Origin of the sequence: Hymenobacter cheonanensis, assembly GCF_030581075.1 — a bacterium.
Lineage (GTDB): Bacteria > Bacteroidota > Bacteroidia > Cytophagales > Hymenobacteraceae > Hymenobacter.
The window spans coordinates 639,884-656,145 of the sequence record NZ_JAUQSW010000001.1; the positions used below are offsets into that span (position 1 = coordinate 639,884).

14 protein-coding genes and 2 pseudogenes are annotated in these 16,262 nt (G+C 56.0%); 8 read left to right on the forward strand and 8 right to left on the reverse strand.

What is annotated here, in order from left to right:
• Positions 1-560 precede the first annotated feature (560 nt).
• Together Q5H89_RS02780 and Q5H89_RS02785 are read left to right on the forward strand one after the other, a co-directional pair.
• Positions 561-3,422 (forward strand): type ISP restriction/modification enzyme, encoded by a 2,862-nt coding sequence (locus Q5H89_RS02780; RefSeq protein ID WP_449271977.1) that lies wholly within the window; start codon positions 561-563, stop codon positions 3,420-3,422.
• Positions 3,379-3,690, forward strand: a pseudogene (locus Q5H89_RS02785) (type ISP restriction/modification enzyme); the annotation flags it as partial. The gene Q5H89_RS02780 and the pseudogene Q5H89_RS02785, both read left to right, overlap by 44 nt.
• 24 nt (positions 3,691-3,714) lie before the next feature.
• On the opposite strand, the gene drt2 reads toward Q5H89_RS02785, so the two are convergent.
• The 8 genes and pseudogenes from drt2 to Q5H89_RS02820 form a co-directional block, all read right to left on the reverse strand.
• On the reverse strand, positions 3,715-5,130 hold the full coding sequence (gene drt2, locus Q5H89_RS02790) for an antiviral reverse transcriptase Drt2 (RefSeq protein WP_305017768.1): 1,416 nt from the start codon (positions 5,128-5,130) through the stop codon (positions 3,715-3,717).
• Between the two features lie 540 nt (positions 5,131-5,670).
• Positions 5,671-5,844, reverse strand: a complete 174-nt coding sequence (locus tag Q5H89_RS02795) for a hypothetical protein (RefSeq protein ID WP_305017769.1) — start codon at positions 5,842-5,844, stop codon at positions 5,671-5,673.
• Between the two features lie 90 nt (positions 5,845-5,934).
• Positions 5,935-6,141: pseudogene (locus tag Q5H89_RS23205) on the reverse strand (GIY-YIG nuclease family protein); the annotation flags it as partial.
• A 15-nt stretch (positions 6,142-6,156) separates the two neighbouring features.
• A complete protein-coding gene (locus tag Q5H89_RS02800) occupies positions 6,157-7,056 on the reverse strand; it encodes a toxin-antitoxin system YwqK family antitoxin (RefSeq protein WP_305017770.1) in 900 nt (299 codons plus the stop codon).
• A gap of 6 nt (positions 7,057-7,062) precedes the next feature.
• A complete protein-coding gene (gene hxsC / locus Q5H89_RS02805) occupies positions 7,063-8,205 on the reverse strand; it encodes a His-Xaa-Ser system radical SAM maturase HxsC (protein WP_305017771.1) in 1,143 nt (380 codons plus the stop codon).
• A gap of 7 nt (positions 8,206-8,212) precedes the next feature.
• Positions 8,213-9,691: a His-Xaa-Ser system radical SAM maturase HxsB gene (hxsB, locus tag Q5H89_RS02810; protein WP_305017772.1), complete on the reverse strand. Its 1,479-nt coding sequence runs from the start codon at positions 9,689-9,691 to the stop codon at positions 8,213-8,215.
• A 14-nt stretch (positions 9,692-9,705) separates the two neighbouring features.
• Positions 9,706-10,077, reverse strand: coding sequence for a His-Xaa-Ser system protein HxsD (hxsD, locus tag Q5H89_RS02815; RefSeq protein WP_305017773.1), 372 nt, complete (start codon positions 10,075-10,077; stop codon positions 9,706-9,708).
• Positions 10,078-10,086: 9 nt separating this feature from the next.
• Positions 10,087-10,758, reverse strand: coding sequence for a peptidoglycan-binding domain-containing protein (locus Q5H89_RS02820; protein ID WP_305017774.1), 672 nt, complete (start codon positions 10,756-10,758; stop codon positions 10,087-10,089).
• A gap of 993 nt (positions 10,759-11,751) precedes the next feature.
• Between Q5H89_RS02820 and Q5H89_RS02825 the strand changes: the two genes are divergently transcribed.
• From Q5H89_RS02825 to Q5H89_RS02850, 6 genes are all read left to right on the forward strand, one after another.
• On the forward strand, positions 11,752-12,219 hold the full coding sequence (locus Q5H89_RS02825) for a LexA family protein (protein ID WP_305017775.1): 468 nt from the start codon (positions 11,752-11,754) through the stop codon (positions 12,217-12,219).
• Between the two features lie 40 nt (positions 12,220-12,259).
• Positions 12,260-12,835: a dihydrofolate reductase family protein gene (locus Q5H89_RS02830; RefSeq protein WP_305017776.1), complete on the forward strand. Its 576-nt coding sequence runs from the start codon at positions 12,260-12,262 to the stop codon at positions 12,833-12,835.
• Between the two features lie 104 nt (positions 12,836-12,939).
• Entirely contained in the window at positions 12,940-14,274 is a 1,335-nt protein-coding gene (locus Q5H89_RS02835; protein ID WP_305017777.1) for a Y-family DNA polymerase, read from the forward strand.
• Positions 14,275-14,687: 413 nt separating this feature from the next.
• Positions 14,688-15,239 (forward strand): hypothetical protein, encoded by a 552-nt coding sequence (locus tag Q5H89_RS02840; protein ID WP_305017778.1) that lies wholly within the window; start codon positions 14,688-14,690, stop codon positions 15,237-15,239.
• Between the two features lie 47 nt (positions 15,240-15,286).
• Complete coding sequence (locus Q5H89_RS02845) at positions 15,287-15,742, forward strand: thioredoxin family protein (protein ID WP_305017779.1); 456 nt, start codon at positions 15,287-15,289, stop codon at positions 15,740-15,742.
• An 89-nt stretch (positions 15,743-15,831) separates the two neighbouring features.
• A complete protein-coding gene (locus tag Q5H89_RS02850) occupies positions 15,832-16,257 on the forward strand; it encodes a hypothetical protein (RefSeq protein ID WP_305017780.1) in 426 nt (141 codons plus the stop codon).
• Positions 16,258-16,262 lie beyond the last annotated feature (5 nt).

Sequence of the window (16,262 nt, forward strand, 5' to 3'; positions counted from 1 at the left end):
TCCGTTTCAAAGCATGTACCTGTCGGCTGACCAGCTACTAGCAGGCCACGCAGATTCCGCTGGTCATACGCGCATTCTAGTTGCCCTGCCTCAACGCCGCCGAGAATCTGCTAGCCAACCCATCACATCCCTGACTGCCAGCAGGTGCAGTGCCTGCATACCTAGCTCCAGACTGTACCGCTGAACTAGCTCGACGCGAGGCCGCCTGCTACGGCCTATGCAAGCCGTGTTCAGCCGATAGCGCGCCGCAGGCCGCACTAAACACGCACGTTTTCACCCTAGTCCCAGTTTGGGCGCTGTGGTACAAGCCCGCAACGCAAGCCAGTTCGTCAATCTCGCTAGAGCAGCGGTTGCATCGGAAATTACTTAGCCGCATAGCCATCATACGAAAACTTACTGAGGATTTGTATCTCTACCTCGCTAGGTAGCATAGCTAGGCCTATAGAGCAGCTATAAGCTTTTCCGAGCCATCCTTGATTCACCCGACCAACCAAGGGCTGGTTTGCAGAAAAGCCTTAGCTCGTATCTTCCAGCCCTCATTTTTCTACTTCTATCCACCTATGTCCCGCCAAGCTGTTCAACGCTACCAACACGAAATTGCCCAGCTTATTCACTACGGCGGCAGTACCAAAGAAACGGCTATTCGAGGCGCGTTCCAGAATCTACTCAATGAGTATTGCCGGCAGAAGGACTTCCTGCTGGTGCCCGAACTGGATTACCGCGCCCCCAAAGGCAACACAGTGCGCCCCGACGGCACCGTAAAAGATGCCTTGCGCTTGAGCTGGGGCTACTGGGAAAGCAAAGACACCAGCGACGACATTGACGAGGAAATCCAGAAGAAATTTGCCAAGGGCTACCCGCAGGACAATATCTTATTTGAAGATTCGCGCACGCTGGTACTCATTCAGGCGGGCAGTGAGACAGGGCGGGTATTGCTAGACGATGACGCGGCCACCGACCGCTTACTGGGCCAGTTTCTGCATTACGAGCGGCCCGAGGTACGCACCTTTCGGCGGGCTATTGAACAGTTTCGGCACGACTTGCCGGGCGTGGTCGAGAAGCTGCGCGAAGCCATCGAAAAGGCCGAAAAAACCAACGCCAAATTCAAGGCAAGACTCGCCGATTTTGTGGCGCTGGGCCAGGACAGCATCAATCCCGACTTTGGGGCAGCCGAGGCACGGGAAATGATGATTCAGCACATTCTCACCGAGGACATCTTCAACCGAGTTTTTGACGAGACCCAGTTTCACCGCGAAAACAACATTGCCCACGAACTGGAGCAAGTTATTAACACCTTTTTTATCGGTCCCACCCGACGCGATACCCTGGAGCGCATCCGGCCGTTTTTCGACGTCATCAACGCCCAGGCCTCAGGCATTGCCAGTCACAAGGAAAAGCAGAAGTTTTTGAAAGTGGTATACGAAAACTTCTACCGCGCCTATAATCCCAAGGGCGCCGACCGCTTAGGCATTGTGTACACCCCCAACGAGGTGGTGCGCTTCATGATCGAAAGCACCGAATACCTCACCTTAACCCACTTCGACAAGCTGCTTGGCGATAAGGGTGTGGAGATACTCGATCCGGCTACCGGCACGGGCACATTCATCACAGAACTACTTGAATACCTCCCTAAAAAAACACTAGCCCACAAGTACCAGCACGAGCTTTACGCCAACGAGGTAGCCATCCTGCCCTACTACATCGCCAATCTCAACATCGAGTACACCTACAAGCAGAAGATGGGCGAGTACGCCGAGTTTCACAACATCTGCTTCGTAGATACGCTCGATAACGTAGGCTTCCAGAAGACGCGACGCGGGCAGCTAGGCCTCAGCTTCGGACTAGGTCTTGAAAATGCCCAGCGCATCAAGCGCCAGAATGAGCGCGAATTATCGGTAATTATCGGCAACCCGCCTTATAACGCCAACCAGCAAAACGAGAACGACAACAATAAGAATCGCACCTATAAGGAGGTAGATAAGCGCGTCAAGGATACCTACATTGCCCGCAGTACAGCGCAAAAAACCAAGCTCTACGATATGTACGCCCGGTTTTTTCGCTGGGCCTCGGACCGACTTGCTGACAAAGGTGTACTCACGTTCATTACGAACAGTAGCTTCATTCATTCGCGCACCTTCGACGGCTTTCGCAAATCGGTAGCCGACGAGTTTTCTGACATCTACCTCGTGGACCTGGGTGGCGACGTGCGCGCCAACCCCAAACTTTCGGGCACCAAGCACAATGTATTCGGCATTCAGACGGGTGTGGCGATGGCCTTTTTCATCAAGCAGCCTAAGCGTAAAGGTCAGCTCGCCAGAATTCACTACGCCGGCCGCCCTGCGTTAGAAACAGCTGCCGATAAGCTCACCTTCCTCCACGAAACCAAGTTCAAGAACCTAGATTTTGACCGCATCAAGCCCGATGCGAAAGGTAACTGGCTCGGGCAAACGGATAACGACTGGGAGAGCCTAGTGCCGTTGGTAAGCAACGATGTTAAGCTGGGACGTAGTGACCAAGCATTATTCAAACTGTATTCGCTTGGCGTAGTAACCAACAGAGACGAATGGGTTTACAGCTTTGACAAACAAGAACTTGCTAAAAAAGTCGAATTCTTTTGCAAATTCTACCAATCAGAAATGGAGCGTTGGCAAACGTCGGATAAAGTCAAAGTAAATAATTTCGTTGACCGTACTATCAAGTGGACCTCTGAGCTGGAGGCTTATTTACAGAAGGGAACGCCACTGAACTTCAATGAAGAAAAAATAATCGAGTCCATTTATCGGCCGTTTATCAAAGAGTATTTCTATTTCGACAAAATCATTACGCATCGTTTCTACCAAAACGAAAGTGTGTTCGGCATTGATGGCAAGTTACCCAATGTCGCCATAGGTTTTATTGGCAAAGACACGCCAAGACCTTTTAGTGTCTTAGCACATGACAGGCTTGTTGGATTGAATTTCCTTAGTACTGCTTCTGGTTGTCAGTCTTTTCCATTGCATCGCTATGATAAAGCAGGGAACAAAATTGAAAATATCACGGCCTGGGGGCTAGCCCAATTCCGCACGCACTACAGCGCGGTGAGCATCAGCGGGGAGGACATTTTTCACTACGCCTACGCCGTGCTGCACGACCCGGCCTACCGCGCCGCCTACGCCCAAAACCTAAAGCAGGATTTCCCACGCTTACCCTTTTACCCCAATTTTGAGGCCTGGGCCACAGCCGGAAAACAGCTACTGACGCTGCATTTAAATTACGAAAAAACGCAACTTTTACCCGGTCTAGAACCGTACACGCCCACACGCCCACACGCCCACACGCCCACACGCCCACACGCCCACACGCCCACACGCCCACACGCCCACCGCGCGGCCAAAAACCCGTCTCAAAGCAGACCCCGAGGCTGGTGTTATCTACTACAATGAGCAGGTACTGCTCGGTGGCATTCCAGCTGAAGCCTGGCACTACCGCCTTGGCAATCGCTCAGCCCTAGAATGGGTGCTCGACCAGTATAAAGAGCGGGCTCCCAAAGACCCAACCATCCGAGCACAGTTTGATACCTATCGTTTTGCCGACCATGCCGAGCAAGTGGCCGACTTGCTGGCCCGTGTTTGCACAGTAAGCGTTGAGACCATGAAAATTGTCGATGCGTTGGCCGCCCAGTCTCCTTTGCAACCGGTTAAATACGTTTAGGCCTGGCAAGCAGAAGTAGCTACCTTAAAATCCCACCCGCCGGTGCCCGACCCCACCTATTACCCCACCGCGCCCTCTGTAACGCCCTTCCTCCTGCCGAAGCACCCGCTGCACCCGCTCCACGCTCCCACTCACCTGCCGCCGCAGCGCCTCCGACCCCGTCACCTGGTAAGCCCGCTCCGCATACGTAATGAAGTTTGACTCTCCCAGGCGGGTAAAGCGGGTGTATAATTTCCGGCGGTATGTCTTTTCCCCACCGGCCTTTTTCGCCTTCCATACGGCCTTGCGCACCCCGCTCCGCAACCGCTGGTGATACTTAGCTAGGCTAGAGCCCCGCAGTAGCACCTGCCTCCCACAGTACTCCAGTCCTAAATACTGAAGAGGCAGAAAGGCACATTTCTCATCTCGGCATTCCAGCTCACCCGCTTCCGTTCGGGTAAAGAAGCGGCGCTCTGTCTTGCCTTCGTTTAATTCCAGGCATAACCCGCTCAACTGCGCACGCACCAGCGCTTCAGCCGCGTGCTCCGTGCCGATGGGCAGGACCAGCAGCAAGTCGTCACAGTAACGGCGATAAATACCTTGATTAGCCTCGGCAAACTGGTGCAGAACGATGTCGACCGGTAGCATGTAGAGGTTGGAGAGCACTGCGCTCAAGGGGGCTCCTTGAGGAATACCCCTCTTCTCCAGATTTGTTTGCTGTAAGGGAAGCAGCTGCGCGCGAAATTGATGCGGGTATACTAGGCGCCTGCGGCGCTTACAGCGCGCAAAGCCTTCCGCTCCTAACGCCTCCTGCAACTGCTCCACGAGCACAAAGCGGAAGCGCGTCATGGCTTTAAAAATTGTGTAGTGGTCACGAGGCAATTCTCGCTCCGCTAATAAGTCTACCCACGACCGCTTCAGATGCCCATGGTCAAGCGTATCAAAAAATTTGGTCACGTCAAAGGCTAGGGCTACGCAGCTGGACTGGTCGGCTATGTAGTCAAACACTTCTTTAGCAAAGTGCAGGTTATTACGGCCGGTGGCCCGGTAAGCTAGTACGCACTCCTCTACCCCCATCGCTTGCAGACGTAACTCTAGCAATTGCTCGAGTTGAAACCCATACCAGGAATAGAAAAGCGCATCGTGATGGGCGGCGTAGCAAATATCCCGTGGCTTGGGGGACGCTGGCCGTCGCACCCCATCCTCCCCTTTTTTAAAGCGCTTCCGCAGCTTTACCATCTTTAAAAAGGGGTAAAACGACCGCTGTCGCACCTGTTCGGGGTCTAGCAGTTTCGGCTTCCACTCCGCTAGCTCCGCATCGGATACTGCAAAGTCAAAGTGCAGGTAGGACTTGCCTGCCAAAGTCACATCGCCCCCTCCCTTAGGAGCATAGACAGCTTGTGTCTGCTGTCGGCGGCGCATCTGCTTGCCCCACCGCGCAAACAGGGTCTCGTCTGCCATAGATGTGCAGGAAAGAGGAAGTCAGATAAAATCATAGGCTGAGACGGAGATAGGCTACTCGCGGTGTCTCAGCACACATTTTGATGTCTTGGGAAGCATGCATTCTTCCCATGGCCTGGTATAACGTTAATCAAACATGCAGCAAATAGTCCAGCAAATCGCCGAAATCGCCGCCGTTCTTCAGTCCGTGCTCACCGTGGTTAGGTGTGCGACGCTGGCTGTACGCGCGTACAGCCTGTGGCGCGCAACTAATCATGGGGCCAAAACTTAGTGCCACCTGCGCCCAATTGGCAGGGTGCGACAAATGTAGGTAGAATAGAGAGTTTTTTCTTCCGCATGTGCTAAAAACAATAATTACAGGAATACCTATACCCTCTTGGACTACCTTGTTACCTATTTTAAGATGCAAGCTAGATGCCCAACCTCTTTCCAAGCGCTGATATTGCTGCAGTCCCCCTTGCTACCTACGTCAGGTGGTTTTTAGAGGAGCGCGCAAAGCTGTGCTGGCGCAGGGCCTGGTAGCGAGCAAGCGTCGGCATCTTAACTCGTGCGAAATGAATTGTAGTGGGGCACCGTCCCCAGCGTCACGGCCGCATACACTTCCAGCAGCGTCTGCACCACGTCATCGGCTTGCTCTACCCAGCGCACCTGCATTTGCCCAACGCGCTGCCGGTACTGCGCGAAAAGCGGCGCAAAGATGGGGTCGGCAGCCAAGGCCGCCCGAGTGAGATTTTCAGGCAGTTCAGCCCCTGCCCCACCCTCCCGTCGCGCCCAAGCAAAGGCGAAGCTGGCGCTGTAGTGCGTCGCCTCAGGATGGGCATGCTGACGAAGCCGTCGACGCAGGTTTCGGGTGCGCCCAACGTAGAGCGGCCGATCGGGTGCTTCGTAAAAGACATAGATACCTGGCCTAGGTGGAGCTTCTGCCTGCGCAGTAATCACGAGCGGAGCAGCAAGTAGAAGGGCATAGGCATTGCGCACCTCTACCACATATTCATCAAATAAATCTCCCATTACTCACCCGTTGGCTTACTCGCAGCCCTTAACCAAAGCAGAGACGCTGACGGTAGCAGTAGCCGCCGTCAGGTCATTGTCGTTATTGACGCAGAGGTAAAGTCGGCGCGTACCTGGTGCTAACACCAACTCCCGGGTTTCCGCGCAGACGTTACTTGCTTGCCGATACACGGGCTTGTTGGAAATAAGCCCCTTCCGCTGCAGAAACTCTTCGGCCGCCGCCAAATCGGGCACGATATACCAGTGGCACTTGGTGGTGGCAGTCGGGGCCGTCGACGCGCTACTAAGCGTGCGGGTGCCAGTGGCTAGCATACTGGCCAGCGTAGCGGTGGGGTTGAAGTAGGCCGCTCCCAGGGCCACAGCACTGTTCCAGGAGATGGGTGGGGTGCCATCATCGCGGATATCGAGCCGGTAGACTATCCCAACCGTTTCGGCTGGCAAATCCACAATAAATACCTGCCGGCTGCGGGTCGTGCTAAGCTGCTCCCCCATTTTCCCCGTACTCAGGGGTAACGCGTCCTGGTATTTGAACCGGCAGGCTATCAGATGCCCATCTTCCGCCCAGCGTTGCAAGTCAGCCTGGGGTTTTCCCTGCAGGTACGTACCGCGCGACTGCAGCTTACCAGTAGCATACCAACTCGTACACACCCCCTGGGCCACGTCCGGCTGCTCGCGCACCAGTTTGCCTTCCCACTGCTTTTGCCAGGACGGCAGGTAGTAGTCGCGCACCGTGCTCATCGATTTGCCATCCGGGCCCCGGCGCGTGATGCGGGCGAACACGCGGTCTTCGGGCACGGCCGTCCGGTCCCAGTTCTGGTCGAAATAAACGGTATCTGGGAGAGAGAGGATTGGCTGCTGGGCCAGCGCTGGAAAAGCAGCCAGCATTCCCCCCGAAAAAAGTAGTTGTTTAAGCATAAAAAGTTAGGTAAGGCTTGCTAGCGGCCGAATATGCGCGCTGTGAAGCGTGGTACTAGATGCAAAAAATCCCCCGCACTGCTCCTTGACCCCGCACCCATCGCAGCCCGGCAAATACACATTCTTCCAGTCAGAGATAGAACGCCGGGCAAAGCCCCACAGCCGCTCCGGCAGTAGACACAGCTGGTGGTTATAGATAGACACGTGCAGCCGGTGGGCCGCCAAAAACTCGACCGCCTCCCCTAGTTCCTCCATGTAGTCCACGGGATCAAGCCAGAGCTTGTCACGGTTATGGGGCGTGTAACCCGTGTTTTCCAGCCCCATGAACGTGACGTGCTCGACAAAGGGAAAATTGCGGTAAATGAACCGCGCCAGCTTACCCAGCCGAGGCACCGTGAGTTGATGAACAACTACCCGAATTTCCACGCGCTGGTTAATGGCGGCTAGCTCGTGCAGCCCCCGTACTGTTTGATCAAACGCTCCCCTTGCCTGTACCACGTAGTCGTGGAGCGGGGCATGGTCGGCGTAGAGAGGAATGCCCAGCATGAGCTGCGGCACGGCTAGCTCGCCGAGTCGCTCAGTAAACTCGCGCCAAGCAAAGCTGCGCCCGTTCGTTAGGCAGTGTAGCTCGGTGGCTGGCAGGTAGTGCTTACACAGACTCAGCAATTCAAAAAACCCTTCTCCTAGTAGGGTCGGTTCGCCGCCGGTAATCCCTAGCTCCGGGCAGGAGGCAGGGATAAGAGGAATAACCTGCCGGTATAAGTCCAGTAGATAGCCCGTATCGTCGCGGTCCTTGGGAGGCTGCGAGCACATGAGGCAGTTGCTGTTGCAGCGCTCGGTAGCTAGCAAAAAATTCTGCATAGAATTCGCCCGGTACTGCCGCATGAGTTGCCCGGCTGTATTCACCGACACCACATCTCCTTCTTCCAACTGCTCGGAGTGTAGCAGGTGGGTAAGCCCGGGGCCTTGCCAAGTGAGGGGTAAAGCAGGGGCTGCCGTAAGGATGGCCCCGTAGCCCGTTACCTCCTCCACTTCCTGGCCCGCATCCAGCACGAGAAACCGCGTCCCATCCCCGTTTTTTTCCCGGGTCACCCGCCCTACCAAGGACTGCTGCAGCCCCTGGGCTACTATTCCACGAAGTCGTAGCATACGTTGCTTAAGAAAAATCCGCAACCCAGCGGCGGAAGATGGTTTCGATGCGCGGATCTGCTTCCATGAGTTCGAAGAGGTAGCGGATAATTTCCATGTTCTTTTGGCAGAACACGCTCGTCGGCCGGTGCCCATACATATCTCCCTGCGTGGCGTAGTGCAACACGGGGTCGGCCCCGCAGTAGGGTTGGAAGGCGCATTCCGAGCAGCCGGCTAGTGCTTCATTGGCCCACGCCCCGGCAATTTCCTGCGCCTTGGCGCCGTAGAAAAGCTGCTCGTAGGTGTGGGTGTCGAGGTGGCCCAGTTGGAAGGTGATATCCCCCATTTCCGCCAGCATGCGCGCCTCATCGGAAGCGTACACGGCCCCGTCGTAGTTAAACACCACCACGCTATTGATTAACCCTGCCGGCGACTGCAAATCGACGTAGCCCACGGAGAAGGGGGTTAGGATTTTGCGTAAAATAATCGTGGCGTAGTCCTCGCGCAGAAAGTGGCCCCGGAAGTTGTAATCGAGAATATGGGCGAGGGCCGTTTTATAGAACGCCAAAAAGGTATCCGTCGCGTACTTGTTCTTCCGGTCATGCCGCAGGGCAAACCCGTACGGGGAGATGGGTCGCAAAAAAATACTCGCAAAGCCCTGAGCTACGTACTCGTCGACAATGGCTAACGGATGCTCGAGCGACAAGGTGGAAGTAGTCATGAGCGCCGACACCCGGTCGTAGCCAACTACCTCCCGCGCCCGCGCTATCCCCTGCACCGTTAAGGCATAACTATTCCGTTTAGGCCGGTGCCGATTAGCATTATGCAAAAACTCGGGCCCATCCAGGGAAGTAGACACCAGGATGTCGTGCGCCTGGCAATAGGCCAGCATCTCCTCCGTCACGATAGCCAAGTTGGTGCAGACGACAAACGTAATTTGCTTCCCACACGCCTTGGCCAACAGCTCCGCCTGTTCTACCCCGTACTGAATGGACTCGAAGGCTAAGAAGGCCTCCCCACCCTGAAACTCCATGGTCACGTGGGGATTCGGCGAGCGCATCATGAGCGCAATCCCCTCATCCAGGTGCCGCCTAGCCATGTTGAAGGCGTTTTTATCAGCGGTGACGCGCGAGACTTGGCAGTAGTGACAGGTATGCTCGCAGCGCAGCGTCACCACAAAAATGTGCAGGGCGGTGAAGTTATCTAAAAAGGCCTTCTTCGTGCGGTAGCGCGTGGCCAGCACATCTAGTAAAGGCAAGGAAGGAGTATCGGCGATGAAAAAGCCGGCTAGTAAATCGGCATACAGATCCGGGTCGTTGGCATACGTCAACTCCCGGGCTACTACCCTCCTAACTGTACCCCGGGGAACAATTAAGTAGTCCCCTACCTCACTTACTAAGACTTCCTTTTCCGGCGTGAGCACGTGAAAGCGGAAGGGCAACAGGGAGTAGTTGGTGGATGGAGTATAGGCTTCCAGGCCTTTGAATTTGCGCGTGGTGCGCTCCAAACCTGGCTGCATTACTAGGCTTGCTGTAGGGGGTGAAAGCCCACCGGGTCCGAAATAGGAGCCTCTAACGGCTGCTGCGGCGCATAGTGGGCAAAAGCTTTGGCTATGAGTAATTCCCGCACAGTGCGTGTTTCCTCCGCAATCAGCTCGCGCAGGCGAAAGTCGAGCAAGTCATTGTGCACCTGGCTTTGCAAGACAGAAAAATCAATGACTTGCCCCGCCTCCTTGGGAGTTAGTAGCACCTGCGTCTGGTCCTGATCTAGCGAGGTAATTTCCACCCGGTAGTCGCGGGTATACCAGTAGAAGCATTTATGGAGCGTAGTCGTACTGTAGTGCGCGTTTGCTACCCGCACCTCTACTCGCCCATTTTGTAGGTGTACCTGCATAAGGGTCTTTTATTGCCGCAGGGCACGTACCGTTTTAGTATCTACTATGCCGTCGGCTGGCAGCAGATGCTTGGTCTGAAAATCCTTCACAGCAGCGCTAGTGCCTAAGCCAAATTTTCCCGTAGCAGTTACTTCATAACCCACGACGAGAAGCAATTGCTGCAGCGCCACTACATCAGTACCTTGGTCACCTAGTTTAAGTAGCCGATCGCCCAGCGCATAGGACGAGGTCAGCGGCTGGGAGTAGGACGTACTGCCGCTTGAACTACTAGAAGAACGCGGGGACGAATAGGCGGGCGTGGAAGGCGAGGAAGACGGAGTGGAATAAGAAGGGGTACTCGTACTTCTCGAGGAAGGGGTATAGCTTGAAGAGGAGGAGTAATGGGAGCTGTGGGAGCTATGCGAACTGTGGGAGCTGTGGGAGCTGTGCGAAGTGTGCATGCTTGCCTTGCTCGCTGCCAAATTTGACATGTTCAATCTCAACACTAACTGCGGCTTGTGCTTCATCCGACGCAGCCGCGTTACGAAGTCTTCGTCTAGCGGAAGCGAAGTACTAGCAGCAGGCGTAGCAGCGTGGGATTTTCCACCAGCAAACGCAAGTATGCCCGTGTAGAGCACGAGCATCGTCTTCGTAAACAGGCTTTTCATGCCCTGTTCAAATTGGTCAAAGTTGTCTTCCATAAGTTGTTGTAGAATAGAGGGGCTCAAGATAGAAGGTTTTTGGCAGATTATGCTATCAATTAATTTTTTACATAGATAATGCAATTCTATCCCCATTAAGAACAAGCGTAACACGCAAGGCTTTTTATCCCAGTAAACCGCCTATTATCCTACCGCTTTAAGGTTATCCGCATCCCATAGGACGCCTTCTCGCTTGCCCTATGCGCCCTACCTACACTAATAAAGGTGGCCGGCCAGCGCACCGCTCCGCGGAGCTACTTATCCCACCCCCAACCTTATGCTTGAAGCCGTGTTCACTCCGGAAATCCATTTACCTGACCGCAAATAGTAGAGCTAAGACCTAGCTAGGTTCAGCTTGCTGCCTAGGCCACCTGTAACTCTTCTTCGCGGTAGCAATCCCAATAGCCGTCGCGGAGGCGGTGAATAAGGCCAGTGGCGGGGGGACGCTCCTTGAGCTGGCCGCGCCAAATGACTTAGGCCGTGATGGCGGGCGTGGGCTGCACGCGGTGACCTACCTCGTAAGCGAAGGTGGTGGCTGCGGGGCGCACCTCCGCGACAGGCTCTTCGCCGGGGAGGACGGCAACTGGCGCGGGAGCGCCAGCAAACAGGCAGCCTTGCTTGTGCCAGGCCAGCAAGTAGCCGCAGACGGGGCAGCTGTCGGTCCCCTCATTGGTAAACCCTTCGCCCTCGTCGGAATAGGAAGAAGCCTCGGCTTTCGGCTCGGTTCGTCAGTCACTCATCGGAGTCAGCCAGCTAGCAAGGCAATACCAGCACTTTATTTAGGCAGCACTAAGCTTACTAGCAAGCCAGACAGAATTGCGCCGACTGGCAGGCTAAGTAGCAGACAACCGACAACCTAACTCGACTACACTAAACACTAGAAAGATTTTTTACCTTGATCCTCAGTCCGTAATACTAACCAAACTAGCGACCCAATAGACTAAATAGGTTAGCAGGCGTTTACTTTGACGTTCCGCCCTAGCCTTTCACCTTATGTTCGACGTGCTGCTTATTCCGGTGCAGGAAGCCCCGCTACCCGCCTACCTACCCGTATTCAGCTGCCGGGTGCCGGCGGGCTTTCCCTCCCCTGCCACCGATGAGGTGGAGGGCTTGTTTGACCTGAACCGGCTGCTGTTTCGGCACCCGGACGCGACGTATCTGGTGCGGGTGACGGGCGAGAGCATGAGCGGGGCCGAGATTCATGCCGGCGACCTGCTGGCGGTGGACAAGCACTTAGAAGCCGACCACGGCCATATTGTGGTGGCGGTAGTAGAAGGCGACTGCACGGTGAAGCGCCTAGAGCGCAAGGGCGACACGTGGTGGCTGATGCCGGCCAACCCCGCTTTCCGACCCTATCAAATACAGACGGGTGAGGAGCTGCACATCTGGGGCGTGGTGACGCACGTGGTGCATGAGCTGCTACCGGGCCGGCTAACGGCGCTGCTGCACAGCCGCGACTGACAAGCGAGTACCAGTTTCACCCCTATTCCCAACCAAAAGCATGAGAAAGCTCCGAATCATCGCCCACATTTCCCTAGACGGAGTCATTCAGCATGATGCGGCGGACGGCTTCGCGCATGGCGACTGGACGACTCCCTACCGCTCGCCGGCGGGGCTAGCAGCCGTTGTCGAAGCCCAGGGCGCGCCGTTTGAGCTGCTACTGGGACGCCGCACCTACGATGCCTGGGCCAGCTATTGGCCCACAGCCGGGGACAGTGCCGTAGCGAAGGGGCTGAATGCGGCGACAAAACACGTTGCCACCCACCGGCCGGAAAGCCTCGACTGGGGGCCGGTCGAGCACTTAGGCCCGGACGTGCTGGCGGGTATTCATCGCCTCAAAGCAACGGCTGGCCCGGACCTGATTGTCTGGGGAAGCACAACCCTGACCTGCGTCTTGCTCGGCGAGGGGCTTGTAGACGAGGTGATACTGCTGGTTTACCCGGTGTTGCTGGGGCAGGGCAAACGGTTTTTCTCGGCTGAGGCCGACCCGCGCGCGCTGGCACTCGTCAGCACCCAGGTGACCCCCACGGGCGTACTTCTCAACCGGTACCGCTACCTGGGCGCGCTGCGCACCTGAGAGTCGAGCGGCGCCCAATCGAAGGGAGCCTAACACAGGCGTGTAACTGAATCAATTAACAAGCTGCTTGCGCTTGCCTATTACCCACTACCTGTTAATTAAGTATGTTCGGGCTAGTCGACTGCAACAACTTCTACGTGAGCTGCGAGCGGGTTTTTCAGCCGCGGCTGGAAGGGCAGCCCGTAGTTGTGTTGAGCAACAATGACGGGTGCATCATCTCGCGCTCGGCCGAGGCGAAGTCGCTGGGGCTGAAGATGGGCGACCCCTATTTTCAGGTGAAGGAGCAGTTGCGTCAGCAGCAAGTGCAGGTGTTTTCCAGTAACTACACGCTCTACGGGGACATGAGCCGGCGCGTGATGCACTACCTGGGAGCATCGGTGCCGGGCGTGGAAATCTACTCCATTGACGAGGCCTTTCTGGATTTGGGTGGCCTGCAGCGGCACCTGACGCCCTACCTAGGCGATCTGGACGCGCTGGCCCGGCGGCTGCGGGCAGGCGTGAAGGCGCGCACGGGGATTCCGACCTGCGTGGGGGTGGCCCCGACCAAGACGCTGGCCAAGCTGGCGAACCGGCTGGCCAAGAAAGACCCAGGCCTGGCCGGGGTGCTATACCTGGACTCGGCGGAGCGGCGGGCCTGGGCGCTGGGTCAGGTGGCGGTGGGCGATGTGTGGGGCGTGGGGCGGCAGTACGCCCAGAAGCTGACGGCGGCGGGCGTGGACTCGGCGGCCGACCTGGCGCGGGTGAGCGAGGCCTGGGCGCGCAAGCACCTGGGCGGCGTGGTGGGGGCCCGGTTGGTGCGCGAGCTGCAAGGGTTTCCGTGCGCGGGGCTGGCCCCGAGTGAGGACGGGACGCTGCACCGGCAGAGCATCAGCTGCTCGCGCACATTCGGGCGGCCGTTGCGGGAGCGGGAATTGGTGCTGGGGGCAGTGGCCTCGTTTGTGGCGCGGGCGGCCGAGAAGCTACGGCGGCAGGGTGAGCTGGCGCACATGCTGACGGTGTTTATCAGCAAGAACCGCTTCGGGCCGGACGCTGATGCAGCAGGTGGGCACTCGCGCTCGGCGGTGCTGACGCTGCCGGTGCCCACGAGCGACACGCGGGAGCTGACGGCGCGGGCCGGGCAGCTGCTGGCGCGGCTGTGGGAGCCGGGGGTGAGCTACGTAAAAGCGGGTGTGGTACTGGCGGGCCTGGAGCCGCCGGGCGGGCAGCAGCTCGGGCTGTTTGAAGCGACGGTAGCCGCGAAGCCCGCGGCGGTGGAGCCGCGCGGGGCACAGCTAATGGCGACGCTGGACGGACTGAACGAACGGTTTGGGCGCGGCACGGTGCGGCTGGCGGCAGCGCTAGGGCCGAACGGAGGCGGGCCGGCGCCCTGGCAAGGGCAGGCGGCGTGGCGCACGCCAGCCTATACGACCCGCCTGGAAGACCTGCTGACGGTGAGCTGACTATTAAATGACCTTATCTAGTACAACATGGCCTTTCCGATACCACCGGCCCATCTGCCTGGGGCCAAGCCTGACTACCCGATTTGTAACCGCGGCGTAGTAAGGCGAATGCATAACAGGCGCATTACAATGGTAGTGCTGCCTAACGGGGACTGCTACACGCATTTCGCGGTGGCGCTGCAACCTGGCGAAGCGGATGAACTGCGGCGGGAGGGGCATGTAGATTCGGTAATAGACTACATTTTGCGGGACCGGGTACGGTACTGGGTGTTAGTACTAAAGAAAGAAACCTTTGATGCGATGATTAGCGGCTGGGGCGACTTGCAGGCGCAGGCGCAGCGACGGCGCATACAGAAACGAGCGTAGCAATACTTTAGGCCTGCTCCTTGGACCACTTGCAGTAGCTTAGCCACATGAAAAAAGCATACATGCTGGCGCTGCTATTTTTAGCTTCCTGTGCGCTATCTGACTGGCAGACGTTTGCCGTAGACAAGCACGTAACAGTGCAGCTGCCTGAGCAACCTAAGCTTGTCGATGTGAGTGGTATGCCCTTCCCTTCATCTGCCACACGGCAAATAGCTACTAGCCCAAGTGTGCGCGTTTTTTCTGCTAAAGGTAACTCGTGCGTTTACGGTATTATTGTGAATAGCAATGCCCTACCTGCCGTTCCAAGGCAGCCGTTTGAGCGCGATTTGTTTTATACTAACGGTATTCAGAATGTACTTGAGCGGGAGCATAACGCTTTGCTAGCTCGCTCAACCTTTTTCACACGCGCAGGCAAGGGGGTTGAAGTTACTTTCAGTAATAAGTCTAGTTCAACGAATCAGGTCTTTATTCAGCACCTCCGCACAGTGCTAGTGGGTCGGGCTTCTTATACTTTTTCCTTTTTAGCTCGTGACGACAATGCTGCTAGTGCCACTGAGCAGCGCCACCGTTTTTTTAACTCCATCACGGTAAAGCCATAACCTGCCGCTGGGGTGTCGAATAGCCCCAGCCATATATCTTAGCGGGCATGAAACATCTACTACTCGCGGGATTGTTAGCCGTGGGCCTCAGCGGCTGCGGCAGTTCGGCTCCTACCAAAGCAGTCGTTATCGACTACAAAAAGGAAGACAATCCGCAGGCGCTCGCTCAATTCATACGCAGTGCTACCCCCGCCCATCGCGTACCGATAGTGTATTTCTATGCCGACTGGTGCGGGCCATGCCGTCGCTTTCGGGCAACACTGCCTAGTGAGCAAGTGGACGACGCATTACAGCAAGCCGCCATAATTAAAGTCAATGTGGATAGCTGCCAGGACTTGGTCGCTTACTATCATTTAACGGCTATACCGGCCTTCGTGAAGGTAGATGCGCAGGGTCAACCCTTAGCAGTTATAACTAGTGATAAATGGAAAGAAGATGAGCCGGCGGAAATTGCGCCAGTGATGGAAAAGCTGGTAAATACGGCCGCTTACGATTTAAAGTAGAAGTTAGGCCAACTCGCCAGCGCCGTCCGGCTGGGGCGGAGCGAGTACATTATTGTGAAGCTGGGACTAGGCAAGTAGTTTTCTTAGTTATGCTTACTCCTAAACGAGATAGAGTCTTGCGTGAGGCAATAAAGCGCTACGGGATGAGTGAAGAGAAATTTCACTTTGCACTAGGTGAAGGGCAGATGCAAATCATATACAAGCCAGAAGGCTTCTATTTTCGATTGGTACCATCTCGGCCCCCAGCTTCAACTTCTATCTTATATATTTATTCAACACCCGATAAAAGTACGCTCACAGTAGTTCCTACAAAGGAAGTCTATCTTATTGCGGAAAGCTGGGATGATGCAGAGGCGGCTTTTGAAAGCTGGCTTACTTGGATAAAAGAGGAGTATCACGAGCAAACGAGATACGAACAAGCAGCAATCGAGGAAGAACGTGATATTTGGGACGCGGTAAATTCAGTGCATGATGAACCTGATGAGCCACTTGCCCATCTGCACCCAACTATCTAAAAAGC